This window comes from Aeromicrobium yanjiei (genome assembly GCF_009649075.1).
GTDB lineage: Bacteria > Actinomycetota > Actinomycetes > Propionibacteriales > Nocardioidaceae > Aeromicrobium > Aeromicrobium yanjiei.
Map to the genome: position 1 here is coordinate 476,282 of NZ_CP045737.1, position 12,515 is coordinate 488,796.

The 12,515-nt window shown below is 69.7% G+C and carries 13 protein-coding genes; 5 read left to right on the forward strand and 8 right to left on the reverse strand.

Going from position 1 to position 12,515, the window contains the following annotated elements; genetic code table 11:
* Positions 1-5: 5 nt before the first annotated feature.
* Positions 6-1,601, forward strand: a complete 1,596-nt coding sequence (locus GEV26_RS02555) for an FMN-binding glutamate synthase family protein (protein WP_153651612.1) — start codon at positions 6-8, stop codon at positions 1,599-1,601.
* Here GEV26_RS02555 and GEV26_RS02560 read toward each other — a convergent pair.
* The 8 genes from GEV26_RS02560 to GEV26_RS02595 form a co-directional block, all read right to left on the reverse strand.
* Positions 1,594-2,844, reverse strand: a complete 1,251-nt coding sequence (locus tag GEV26_RS02560; protein ID WP_153651613.1) for a sensor histidine kinase — start codon at positions 2,842-2,844, stop codon at positions 1,594-1,596. The two genes, GEV26_RS02555 and GEV26_RS02560, sit on opposite strands and share 8 nt — an antisense overlap.
* Positions 2,837-3,580: a response regulator transcription factor gene (locus GEV26_RS02565; RefSeq protein ID WP_153651614.1), complete on the reverse strand. Its 744-nt coding sequence runs from the start codon at positions 3,578-3,580 to the stop codon at positions 2,837-2,839. The genes GEV26_RS02560 and GEV26_RS02565 overlap by 8 nt, the downstream gene beginning before the upstream one ends.
* 1 nt (position 3,581) lies before the next feature.
* The gene (locus GEV26_RS02570; protein ID WP_153651615.1) at positions 3,582-3,968 is read right to left on the reverse strand and encodes a hypothetical protein; all 387 of its coding nucleotides are present in this window, start codon (positions 3,966-3,968) and stop codon (positions 3,582-3,584) included.
* Positions 3,969-3,973: 5 nt separating this feature from the next.
* The gene (locus GEV26_RS02575; protein ID WP_153651616.1) at positions 3,974-5,782 is read right to left on the reverse strand and encodes an Ig-like domain-containing protein; all 1,809 of its coding nucleotides are present in this window, start codon (positions 5,780-5,782) and stop codon (positions 3,974-3,976) included.
* Positions 5,783-5,928: 146 nt separating this feature from the next.
* Positions 5,929-6,453: a hypothetical protein gene (locus tag GEV26_RS02580; RefSeq protein WP_208430695.1), complete on the reverse strand. Its 525-nt coding sequence runs from the start codon at positions 6,451-6,453 to the stop codon at positions 5,929-5,931.
* Between the two features lie 38 nt (positions 6,454-6,491).
* Entirely contained in the window at positions 6,492-7,094 is a 603-nt protein-coding gene (locus GEV26_RS02585) for a signal peptidase I (protein ID WP_153651617.1), read from the reverse strand.
* Between the two features lie 69 nt (positions 7,095-7,163).
* Positions 7,164-7,679, reverse strand: a complete 516-nt coding sequence (locus GEV26_RS02590; RefSeq protein WP_153651618.1) for a TasA family protein — start codon at positions 7,677-7,679, stop codon at positions 7,164-7,166.
* 152 nt (positions 7,680-7,831) lie between these two features.
* Positions 7,832-9,019, reverse strand: a complete 1,188-nt coding sequence (locus tag GEV26_RS02595; RefSeq protein ID WP_153651619.1) for a GAF domain-containing sensor histidine kinase — start codon at positions 9,017-9,019, stop codon at positions 7,832-7,834.
* Between the two features lie 105 nt (positions 9,020-9,124).
* On the opposite strand from GEV26_RS02595, the gene GEV26_RS02600 reads away from it, so the two are divergent.
* The 4 genes from GEV26_RS02600 to GEV26_RS02610 all read left to right on the forward strand — a co-directional run bounded on the left by GEV26_RS02600 (position 9,125) and on the right by GEV26_RS02610 (position 12,514).
* Positions 9,125-10,558: an MFS transporter gene (locus GEV26_RS02600; protein WP_208431013.1), complete on the forward strand. Its 1,434-nt coding sequence runs from the start codon at positions 9,125-9,127 to the stop codon at positions 10,556-10,558.
* An 85-nt stretch (positions 10,559-10,643) separates the two neighbouring features.
* On the forward strand, positions 10,644-10,796 hold the full coding sequence (locus GEV26_RS17850; RefSeq protein WP_194839947.1) for a hypothetical protein: 153 nt from the start codon (positions 10,644-10,646) through the stop codon (positions 10,794-10,796).
* Positions 10,797-10,870: 74 nt separating this feature from the next.
* The gene (locus tag GEV26_RS02605) at positions 10,871-11,488 is read left to right on the forward strand and encodes a DUF47 domain-containing protein (RefSeq protein ID WP_153651620.1); all 618 of its coding nucleotides are present in this window, start codon (positions 10,871-10,873) and stop codon (positions 11,486-11,488) included.
* Positions 11,489-11,491: 3 nt separating this feature from the next.
* Positions 11,492-12,514 (forward strand): inorganic phosphate transporter, encoded by a 1,023-nt coding sequence (locus tag GEV26_RS02610; protein WP_153651621.1) that lies wholly within the window; start codon positions 11,492-11,494, stop codon positions 12,512-12,514.
* Position 12,515 lies beyond the last annotated feature (1 nt).

A 12,515-nucleotide genomic window follows, 5' to 3' on the forward strand; every position in this document is an offset into this window, starting at 1 on the left:
TGGACATGAAGCTCAGCCAGGTGCTCGGAGGGGTCGGCATAGCGATCGGGGCGGTGGCGGCTCGTGACCTGACACAGAAGAAGCACGCATTGATGCGCAACTTCCCTGTGCTGGCGCACGCCCGCTACTGGCTGGAGACGATCGGCCCTGAGCTGCGTCAGTACATCGTGACCAGCAACGACGAGGAACGGCCGTTCAGCCGCGATCAGCGCTCCTGGATCTACGCCTCGTCCAAGCAGGAGAACAACTACTCGGGTTTCGGCACCGACAACGACATCGAGCACCTGCCGGGCTACGCGATCATCAAGCACCGGACGTTCGCCGACTCCCTGCCGCACGATCACGCCGAGAGCACCGGTCTGCCGAGCGCGAAGATCCTCGGCGGACCGCGCGGGCGCGCCAAGGCGTTCCGTCCCGAGTCGGTCGTGAACGTCTCGGGCATGAGCTTCGGGTCGATGTCGGGCAATGCGATCCAGGCGCTCAACCGGGGAGCGAAGCTCGCAGGGTGCATGCACAACACGGGGGAGGGCGGCCTGTCCTCGCACCACCGCCAGGGCGGCGACATCGTCCTGCAGATCGGCACCGCCTACTTCGGGTGCCGCAACGATGACGGCACCTTCTCGATCGACCGGCTCAAGGACGTCGTGGAGTCGGCGCCGGTCCGGGCGATCGAGATCAAGCTCTCCCAGGGCGCCAAGCCGGGTCTCGGCGGCCTGCTGCCCGCGGCGAAGGTGACCCGCGAGATCAGCGAGATCCGGGGCATCCCGATGGGCCAGGACTGCGCGAGTCCCTCGCGGCACACCGCCTTCACCGACACCGACAGCCTGCTCGACTTCGTCGAGCTCATCGCGGCCGAGACGGGTGTTCCGGTGGGCATCAAGAGCGCGGTGGGCGAGATGGGCTTCTGGTACGACCTCGCGCGTCACATGTCTCGCCGGGACCGCGGCGTCGACTTCGTGACGATCGACGGCGGCGAGGGCGGCACCGGCGCGTCGCCGCGCATCTTCGCCGACTCGATCGCCCTGCCGTTCCGCATGGGCTTCTCCCGGGTCTACGGCACGTTCGCCGCCGCGGGCCTGAGCGATGACGTCACCTTCATCGGCTCGGGCAAGCTGGGCCTTCCCGACAACGCCGTCGTGGCGTTCGCGCTGGGTGCCGACATGGTCAGCGTGGCCCGCGAGGCGATGCTCGCGATCGGCTGCATCCAGTCGCAGAAGTGCCACACCGACCGCTGCCCGACGGGCGTCGCGACCCAGGACCCGTGGCTGGCCCACGGCCTCGATCCGACCGAGAAGGGTCAGCGGTGCGCCCAGTACGTCCGGACGTTCCGCAAGGAGCTGGTGAAGGTGTCAGAGGCGGTGGGTGTCGCGCATCCGGGCCTGATCACCCCCGACGACGTGGACATCCTGCAGGGCGACTACGAGGCGGTGTCCCTGCGTGCGGCCTACGGCTACGAGGACGGCTGGGGCGCCCTGGGACCGGATCTGGCGCGGCAGATCTCCGAGCTGATGGCGCCCGGCGGCTCGCGCCCCGAGCGGGACTCGATCGAGCAGGGCGAGGGCGAGAAGCCCCTCGGTCACGACGCCGAGAGCGTCACCTGACGGCGTCGCTGGCCCGGCGCCGCCGGTCAGCGCGGGGAAGAAACAGCGCCACGAGGGTCGTCGGGTGGTCACCGACACCGATGAAGCCGCCGAGCGCCTCGGCCCGGGTGGCAGCGTCGCTGAGACCCGAGACGGCTTCCGTGGGGGAAGCGTGCAGGACGCCGGGCTCGATCACGCGCGACCCCTCGTCGTGCACGCGGAAGCGGAAGTGGGTGCTGTCGGGGAAGATCTCGATCGTGACGGTGCCCGATCCGTGCAGCAGGGCGTTCTCGATCAGGATGTCGACGACGGCGTCGATCGCCTCGCGGGCGGCCCACACCATCGCGGGATCCTGCGTGGGCAGCACCGTGATCTCGCGGCCGGCTGCCTCTGCCTGAGCCGACCAGCGCTTCGCGGCGTCGGTGGCCACGGTGGCGAGGTCGACGGTCGAGCCCCGGTTCTTGCGTCGATCGCCACCGCTCTCGAGCAGCGCCGTCACGACACCGCTCAGCCGGTCGACCTGGGTCAGGCTGTGCTGCAGCTCGTCGGCGACCGCGGGCGGGGTCTCGGGCCACAGCGTCAGGTCCTCGAGCGAGAGCCGCAGCGCCGTGATGGGCGTGCGGAGCTCGTGTGACGCGACGACCGCGAGATTGCGCTCGCGACGCACCAGCTCGTCGAGCTGACCGGCGGCGCTGCGCAGAGCGTCGCCCAGCTCGGCCGCCTCCCGCATGTTGGACCTGTGCACAGGGGCGTCGAAGTGTCCCTCACCGATGCGCTTCGCGTCCTCCGCCAGCCGGCGGAAGGGGTAGGCGAAGCGCTGGGCGAGCAGCCAGCCGATCACTGCTGCCAGCACGGCAAGTGCGAGGCCCACGAGCACCAGCGACCACAGGGCGTCCGACACACGACCCGCGCTGACGGAGGCCTGCTGCGTCAGGATGACCCGGGCCCCGGTGTCGGCGACGGGTCGGGTCGCGGAGATGTCGTCCTCGTCACGGGCGGCCGTGCGGGTGCTGATGCGAGTGCCGTCCTCGGCCATGTACGTGAGGGTCTGCCCCTCCTGGGTCAGCTGGTCCAGGAACGCGGGCGTGATCTCGTCGGGCCCGCGGGCCGCCACCGCGACAGCCACGAGATCGGCCGACTCGCTGACGGACTCGCGCTCCTGGTCCTGGACGAGGTTGGCGGTGGAGTAGGCCCGCACGACGCCGAAGACGGCGATCATCCCGACGGTCATCGCGACGAGCGTCACCATCAGGCGTTCACGCATCGGCGGTGCTCTCCAGCCTGAACCCGACGCCGCGGACCGTCACGATGCGAGACGAGGTGCCGCTCTCCTCGAGCTTTTGCCGCAGACGCCCGATCGTCGTGTCGAGCGTCTTGGTCGAGCCGAACCAGTTCTCGTCCCAGACGTCGTCCATGACCCGCTCGCGGGTGAACACCGCGCCGGGGGTGGACTGCAGGAGCGCGAGGACGTCGAACTCCTTGGCCGTGACGGCCAGCTCGGCGGCGCCGACCCAGACGCGGCGAGCATCGGTGTCGACCCGCAGGGCGCCGGCGTCGTCGGTGGCTGCTGCGGGCGCGGGCGGGGCAGGCGCAGCCGGGGTGGCTGCCGGCGCCGGCGCATCGGCTGCCGCGGGGGCCGCACGCCGGAGCAGGGCACGGGCGCGGGCCAGCAGCTCGGCGAGGCCGAACGGCTTGGCCAGGTAGTCGTCGGCGCCCACGTCGAGGCCCACGACGCGGTCGAGCTCGCCGCCGCGGGCCGTCAGGATCAGCACGCCGCCCCCATAGCCTCCCGCGCGGATGCGACGGCACACCTCCAGCCCGTCGATGTCCGGCAGGCCGAGATCCAGGAGCACGAGATCGACGTCGCCGGCCTGGACCCGGTCGATCGCTGGGAGGCCGGCCGAGGCGCGTTGGACCGAGTAGCCCTCACGCTCGAGGGTGCGGATGAGGGGAGCGGCGATCTGGTCGTCGTCCTCGACGAGCAGCACGAGGTGGGGCATCTCACGAAGCATACGGTGACCGCGTGTCCGGGCCGGCGGTCGTGCGTGGCCGGTCCGCGACGAGCAGGCCGATCACCGCTATCGACAGTGCGAGGACGAGGACGCCCAACGGGCTGACCGTCTGGACGTCCTGTCCGGGCAGGCCGATCGTCGACGTGAGGGCGGCGCCGGCTCCGCTCACGGCCGCCATCAGTCCCAGCACGAGGCGCGATTCCCACGTGCTGCTGCGATGCAGCCAGTACGCGGCGACCGTCGTCATCAGGACGAGCGCCATCAGCAGCACCTCGATGTATGTCTCGGGCTGGGTCAGCCCACCACGAAGCAGCTGGACGAGGACCAGCAGGGCCGCGGCCATCGTGGCACCCCGCGAGCGGGTGGTGTGCTCCATGCGCATCAGAAGTCCACGTCCGTCGGGCCGGACTCGGTCACGGTGCTCGTGCTGATCGGGTTGCCCGCCAGGTCGAGGATCGAGGACGACGGGCTCCACACCATGTCGGCGGCCTTCGCCGTGCCGGCGGCCGAGTAAGGGGAGGAGTCGAGCCGGATCGTCACGACCGTGCGGGCTCCGCCGTCGGTGAGGGTCGTCGCGCTCATCGTCACGCGAGCGCTGGTGGCGAGGAGGAAGAAGTCCTCGTTGAGGGCGACGGTGCCCAGATCGGCATTGCCCGGACCGGAGACGTCGAGCACGTCGTTGCCGCCCCACCAGCTCGCGTTGCTGAACTGGACCGAGCCCGACGTCGCCGTCCCGGACCAACCCGCGTAGATCGAGCTGAGATCCATCTGCTCGCTGAACGTGTAGACGATGGTGTCCCCGGCGTCGACTTTGCCGTTCGTCCCGCCGTTGGTGGTCTGGATGTCGACACCCTTGCCACGCGTGTTGTCGATCGTGCGATCGGTGACGACGGCGGAGGGGGTCTGGACGCCGGCCGAGTCGGTCACGACTGCGCGCAGGTCGTACGCGCCGTCGGGGAGGCCGGCCGTGGCGAATGAGCAGCTGTACGGCGAGGTGGTGTCGGTGCAGATGTCGGTCCAGGTGCCGGCGCCGGCGGGCGAGCGCTGGAACTTGACCGAGGCGATCGTCCCGGTCGACTTGGCCTGGGCGTCCAGCGTGACCGTGCCGCGCAGGTGGGGGCGGGGCGCCGTGAGGGTGACCGAGGAGACCGTGTTCTGCACGACGCGCCCTGCCGTCGGCGCTGAGGTCGTGGTGTTGCCGGCCTTGTCGGTGGCGACGGCGCGGAACGTGTAGGTGCCGTTCGCGAGGGTGTTGGTGTCGGCGGCGCAGCTGGCCGGGAGGCTCGTCGCGGTGCACAGATCGGTCCAGGTGCTGCCCGACCCGGCCTGGACGACCACCTTGGCGATGCCCGAGCGCTCGTCACTGGCACCGGCGGCGAAGGTCTTGGTGCCCTTCAGGGGGGTGCCCGGGTCGGTCATCGTGACGACCGGAGCGATGTTGTCGACGACCACGCGGCTGACCACGGGCGATGCGAACGTCGCGGTGCCGGCCACGGCGACGGCGCGCAGGTCGTACGTCCCGCCGGGGACGGCGCTGGTGTCGACGGAGCAGGTGTAGGGCGCGGTGGTCGAGGAGCAGGCCGTGGCCCAGCTCGTGCTGCCCGTGGGGGCGAACTCGATCCTCACCGAGGAGATCGTGACGCCGCCCTGGTTGCTGACGCCGACCGTGGTGCTCACGGTGCCCCGCAGGAAGTCGCCCGGGCGGGGCAGCGAGACCGTGAGGTTGTTGGCGACGGTGGCGCGGAACGTCGTGGAGGTCGCGGTGTTGCCGGCGCGGTCGACGGCCGTGGCTCGCAGGTCGTAGGAGCCGTCGGCGTCCGGGAGCGTGTTCCAGTCACAGGCGTACGGGGCGGTCCTCGCGGTGCAGACCGTCGTCCAGGTGGAGCTGCCGGCGGCGGCCCGCTGGATCGTGACGCGGTCGATGCCGGTGACGTCGTCCTGCGCGGGGGCCGCGATCGTCGTCATGCCCTTGACGGTGGGGCTCGGGGTGGAGACCGTGACGGACGGCGGCGTCCAGTCGGCCGCGGCGGTGACGGTGCTGGTCGAGCCGGTGCGGGAGACGAACGACGCGGAGGACGAGCCGGTCACGGCGACCGAGGCGACGACGGCGACCAGGGCGCCGACGGCCCAGGGCAGCCGGCGGGTCAGGGAGGTCCCCTGCTGCCGGTGCCGTGCGTGCGTCGAGCTCATGACTCAACTCTAGGAAGGGACGATCCACGTGATCTCCACACGAATGCCTCAGGACCTCCACATCTGCGCGAACGACAACGTGCCGCCGACCAGGTGGTCGGCGGCACGTCGTCGAGCGGGCCGGGGGTGCCCGCAAGCTGGGGGGACTACTCGTCGCTCGTGGCGGCGTCGGCCTCGACCGAGCTCCACTCGAAGGCCGCGGCGGCGGTCCGGCCCTGGGCCCGGTTGGTCGCACGGCGGTCGAGCTCGACCGTGAACGAGTAGTCGGTGGCGGCGCCTGGGCCCATGAGGCCCAGGTCGGTCAGGGCCCCGTCCGCGAGACCGCCGAACGTGCCGGCGTAGATCACGCGTCGAGCGGTGGTGTCGGTGATGACCATCGACAGGCTGCGGCCGAATGCGTTGGTCGATTCGGTCTCGACGAGGCGGAACCGCGCGGGCACCGAGGCGGTGTTCGTGATCGTCAGGCCTCCCCTGACGACGTCACCGGGCTGGAGGTTGCTCGCGTCGAAGATCGCGGCCCGTGACCTGGAGTTGCTCTGCGTCAGGGGCCCGGAGGTGGCGGAGCTGATCGTGGTCGCGCTGACCGAGGTGTACGTGGCGCCCGATCCCACCGCGAGCGCGCCGCCGGCGACCACCGTGGCGAGCGGAGCGAGGATCTTCATGGTCCTCACGAGATGAGTCCTGGGGTGATCGTCATGACCGGTCCGGATCAGGCGGAGTGTGCGGGCTCACGGACGGGGCCCGTGACAGCTCGCGGCCCGTCCTCGCGGCGGCCACCGATGGCGCGAGCGAGCTCGACCAGCGCGGCCAGGGCGATGAGCGCCGCCGGGATGCCGATGACCACCATGCGGATCTCCCGGTCGGCCAGGGCCACGAAGACCCAGCCGAGGTGCGGGACGGTGTGGCGTACGACCGGCTGCTCGCCCTCGGTCAGGCTGAACTTCCACGGATCGGGGTCCGGGTTGGCGTCGCCCTGGGTCTGGAGCTGGCGGACGCCGGTCTTCAACGTGGTGTCCTTGATGATGCGGTGCGTCACAAGGGTCGTCACGCCGCTGTCGGCGGGTGGGAGGTACGTGATGACGTCCCCGACCTTGAGCTCGTCCACCGGGACGGGCTCCTCGAAGGCGATCGCACCCTTCTCGAACGTTCCCGACATCGAGCCGCCCGTGATCACGTAGCGCTCGTAGCCGAACAGGCTCGGCGCGAGGTACGCGACGCCGGCCAGGGTGGCGAGGATCGACAGGAGCGTGACCAGGCCGGAGCCGACGCGGGCAGCGGTGCTGCGGCGGGGGCGGCTGTGCTTGCGGCTCATGAGCGTGTCCTGTCGAGGTGTGCGGGTCGAGATGGCGGGGGCGGGGCGCCGTCACGGCGCCCCGGCGTGTCAGCTGGCGGGGTTCTCGACCTGCACCGAGTCCCACTGGAAGGCGGCGGTGGCGACCTTGCCCTGGTCGTCGTTCGGGGCGGACGCGGCGAGCTTGGCGCTGAACGTGTAGCTGTTGGCAGCCTTGGGAGCGACCTCGCCGAGATCGGTCTTCACGCCGTCCACCAGATCGCCGAACGGGCCGCTGAAGACGACCTTGTTGGTCGTGGTGTTGGTGATGACCATCGTCATGCTGCTGGCCGCGAACGTGTTGGTGGACGCGGTCTCGGTGAGCGAGAACTTGGCGGGCAGCGAGCCGGTGTTGGTGATCGTGAGCGAGCCGGTGGCCGTGTCGCCGGGCTTGATGTCGGTGGCGGTGAAGATCGCTGCCTTGTCCTTCGAGTTGGTCTGCGACAGGGTGCCCGCGGTGACCGAGCTGATCGTGTTGGCGCTCGTCGAGGTGAACGTGGCGCCTGATCCGACCGCGACCGCGCCGGCGGCGACGAGGGTGGCGAGGGGGAGGAGGATCTTCTTCATGGTGTGTCCTTGGGAGGTAGTGGCGAGGCGCTGCGTTGGCTTGTGACCTCAACCTATTGAGCCGCGATCCACACGATCTCCACACAACGTCCTCACGCACTCCACAGTTCGGCACCAGCTGCCGGGGAGCTCCACAGTCCCGGAGCGGGACCTCACACGGGCAGGTCGAACCAGACGCTCGTGCCGCCCTCGGCGGCGCTCTCCATCCCGATCGTCCCGCCGTGCGCCTCGACGATCCTCCGCGCGGTCGCCAGGCCGATGCCGTGGCCGGACGCGTGCTCGTCCTGCCGGGCGAACAGCTCGAACATCGCTGCGCGGCGGGCCGGGGGCACGCCGATGCCGTTGTCGGTGACCCGGACCCGCCAGTGACGGTCGAGCCGGTCGGCGGTGATCGAGACGACGGCCTTCTCGCCGGGACGCACGAACTTGACCGCGTTGGTCAGCAGGTTGAGCACGACGGAGTAGAGCAGGTCGGGGTCGCCGAGGACCACGGGCAGCTCGCCCACCTTGACCTCTGCCCCCTCGCGCATGATCAACGGAGCGACATCGCGGACGACGGAGCTGACGACCGTGGACAGATCGGTCGGCGAGAGACGCAGGCGGCCGTTCTCCCGCGCGAACGTCAGCATCTCCTCGATCATGGCGTCCATGCGGTGCCCGGCCTCCTTGACGGCCAGGACCATCTCGGACACGCCGGTGTCGGCCGTGACCGCGGGCTCGCCGGCCAGCAGCTCGGCGTTGATGAGGATCGCGGTCAGTGGCGTGCGGAGATCGTGGCTGACCTGGCCGGCGAACTGGATGAGGTGCTCATTGGACCGACGCAGCTCGTCGCGGACCGCCGTCAGGTCGCGCAGCGAGTCCTCGAGCGCCTGGCTGCGGTAGCGCAGCTCGAGCATGTCGGTGACCTGTGAGGCCATCACCGCGAGCGCCCGCTGCTGCACGTCGGTGAGCTCGTGCGGGACGACGTCGAAGACGCACAGGCGTCCGATGGCCAGGCCGTCGGCCGTCGTGACCGGCGCCGAGGCGTAGAAGCGGACATCGCCGATCTCGCCGTTGACGAAGGGATTGGAGGAGAAGCGCACGTCGTTGCTGGCGTCGGGCACGATCACCGGCTCGGGGTCGTCCATCACGACCGCGCACATCGAGTCCTCGCGCGCGCACACCGCCGGCTCGATGCCGTGGGCCACGATCTGGTGCTGCTGGTTGCTGCTGAGGATGTTGATCACCGCGTGCGGGACACCGCAGATCTGCGCGATCAGGCTGACCAGTGACTGGAGGTCGCGGCCGGGCGCGCGATCAAGCACTCCGTAGCGCTCGATGAGCGCGTCGTAGGTAGGCACGGCATTCCCCAATGACGGTGTCCAGGACTTAGGTCCTCATCGTCTCACGGTCCGGCTCCGCACGATCGACTCGCGGGCAGGCGTGAGCGGACCTAGCGTGGTCTGGTGACGCAGACCGACGCCCGTGAGCTGACCCCCGAGGAACAGTCCCGGCGCTGGCAGGCCCTCGCCGTGTGCCTGGGAGCCGGTGCGATGACCCTGCTGGACGTCAGCATCGTCAACGTCGCCCTGCCGTCGATCAGCGAGGGGCTCGGTGCCGGCAACAGCACGATCCAGTGGGTCGTGGCCGGCTACGCGCTCGCCTTCGGCATCGCGCTGGTCCCGGGCGGACGCCTGGGCGACGCCCGCAGCCGGAGGACCGTCTTCCTGTGGGGCGTCGCACTGTTCACCCTGTCCAGTGCTGCGTGCGGAGCGGCGCAGACGCCGTGGATGCTCGCTGCGGCGCGAGTCGTCCAAGGGCTCGGCGGTGGACTCATCACCCCGCAGGTCTCCGGATTCATCCAGAACCTGTTCCGTGGCCCCGAACGGGGCCGAGCCTTCGGTCTCTTCGGCACCACGATCGGCGTCTCCACCGCGATCGGCCCGCTCCTCGGTGGCCTGCTCGTCCACCTCGGCGGGGACGAGTGGGGGTGGCGGCTCGTGTTCTACGTCAACCTCCCGATCGGGATCGCGCTGCTGGTCCTCGCCGCCCGCTACCTGCCCCGCACCGAGAAGGGGCCGAAGCAGTCCCTCGACCCGGTCGGGGTGGTCCTGTTCGGCACGGCGATGCTCCTCGTGCTCCTTCCCCTCGTCCAGGGCGGTCAGGACTCGTCGCTGGCGCAGCGGCCCTGGTGGCTCGTGGGGGTTGCGGCACTGCTGCTGGTCGTCTTCGTCCTCTGGGAGCGCCGCTGGACGGCGCGAGGCCGCGAGACGCTGCTCGACCTCTCGCTCGTCCGCGTGCGGTCGTACGTCCTCGGGCTCGGCGTGGGCACCCTCTACTTCGCCGGGTTCACCTCGATCTTCATCATCCTCACCCTGTTCCTGCAGGAAGGGCTCGGCTACACCCCGCTCGAGGCCGGCTTCTCCCAGCTGCCCTTCGCCGTGGGCTCGGCCACGTCCGCGTGGATCGGGGGTCGTCTCGTCGAGCGGTTCGGCAGGGCGCTGGTCGTCCTGGGCCTCGCGACGGTGACCGTCGCACTCGTGGGGATCGACGTGGTGGTGCCTCATCTGGACGGCAGCATCGGGCTCAAGCTCGCGCCGCTGCTGCTCCTGGCCGGTCTGGGTGGCGGTCTCGTGATCTCGCCCAACATCACCCTCTCGCTGGACGAGGTGGATCCCGCCCGGGCCGGTGCCGGCGGTGGTCTGCTGCAGACCGCCCAGCGTGTCGGCTCGGCGATCGGTGTCGCGATCGTCCTCGCCCTGTTCTTCGAGCGGGTCAGGTCGACCGACGGGGACTTCGCCGATGCGCTGTCCTACAGCCTGCACGTGACGATCGCCTTCATCGTGTTCGCCCTGGTCATGGGGGTGCTCGACCTCGTACGTCGCGCACGTCACGACTGACGCGGACGCGATCGGCTGCGTCCAGACCGGCCCGCGAGATAGTGTCGAGCTGATGTTGACCGTGGACCACCTGGGAGCCCGCCGCATGCCTGAGCCGTTGGACAGTCGCCTGCGCGACGACGACGCGCTCGACGAGATCGAGATGACAAGCCGTCTCATCATCGCGGCGTCCTCGAAGGACGGACACCTCTCGCAACGCGAGGTCGACGAGATCCTGGGCATCCCCACTGCCGGGTGACCCCGCGGCTGGCATGTGCGAACAGCGTGCATCTAGCATGGGCTTGCCCTACTCAGCATTGACAGGAGCTAGTCGTGCGTTTTCGCATTCGGCCAGTTGAAACATCCTTCTACGATCTGTTCACCGAGATGGCGAACCACCTCGTGGAGGGTGCAAATCTGCTGGCGCAGATGCTCGACTCCGGCACCGACAAGAACGCCCTCGGTGACCTGATGAGAGAAGCCGAGCACCAAGCGGACGAGACGACCCACAAGATCATCAAGCGGGCCAACACGACGTTCATCACGCCGTTCGACCGTGAGGACATCTACCGTCTCGCCAGCAGCCTCGACGACGTCATGGACTTCATGGAGGAGACCGTCGACCTCGTGGGCCTGTACGAGCTCGGCGAGCTGCCGGCCGACTTCGCGCCGCAGGTCGAGGTGCTGCAGCGGGCGACCCAGCTGACCGCCGATGCCATGCCGCGACTGCGCACGATGAAGGACCTCGACGAGTACTGGATCGAGATCAACCGGCTGGAGAACCAGGGCGACCGCTCGTACCGCCGAATCGTCGCCAACCTGTTCAGCGGAAGCTACAAGTCGCTGGAGGTGCTCAAGCTCAAGGACGTCGTTGACTCCCTCGAGCACGCCATCGACGCGCTCGAGTCCGTCGCGAACACGGTGGAGCAGATCGCCGTCAAGGAGTCCTGAGCAGTGGACCTTGTCCTCGCCCTGGTGATCGCCACTGTCGTCATCGCACTGTTCTTCGACTACACCAACGGCTTCCACGACGCTGCCAACGCGATCGCCACCTCGGTGTCGACCCGTGCCCTGACGCCGCGCATCGCGCTGGTGATGGCTGCGATCCTCAACTTCGTGGGAGCGCTGCTGGGGGTCGGTGTCGCCAAGACGATCAAGGAGATCCTCGTCGGCTTCGACGACATGACCTCCCAACACGCCTTGACGGTGGTCATGAGCGCCCTGGTCGGAGCCATCACGTGGAACCTCATCACGTGGTACTTCGGCATCCCGTCGTCCTCGTCGCACGCTCTGATCGGCGGCCTGATCGGTGTGGGACTCGCCGCGGGCGTGACGGTCGACTGGGACAAGGTCGTCGACAAGGTCGTCATCCCGATGGTCATGAGCCCCGCGCTCGGCTTCGGTGGTGCGTTCATCGTGATGCTGACGATCATGTGGGTCTTCCGGCGGGCCAATCCGCACACCGTCAACCGTGGGTTCCGTCTGTCGCAGACCGTCTCGGCGGCCGCGCTGTCGCTCGGGCACGGCCTGCAGGACGCGCAGAAGACCATGGGTGTCATCGTGCTGGCGCTCGTCGCCGGCGGCTACGGTCCCGCGGCCGGCGAGCGGGAGATCCCCTACTGGGTCGTCTTCGCGGCTGCCGGCGCGATCTCGCTCGGCACGCTGTCGGGTGGCATGCGCATCATGCGCACGATGGGACGCCGCATCATCGCCCTCGACCCCCCGCGCGGATTCGCGGCGGAGTCGACCGCTGCGGTCGTCCTGTACGGCATGGCGATCGGCCTGCACGCCCCCGTCTCGACGACCCACACCATGACCTCGGCGGTCATGGGCGCAGGCGCCACGAAGCGGTTCAGCGCGGTGCGCTGGGGAGTGGCTCGCGGCATCATCACCGCCTGGATCGTCACGATCCCTGCGGCCGCGGCCGTCGGCGCGGTGACGTACCTGCTGCTGCGCCTGGTGATCCCGGGCAACTGAG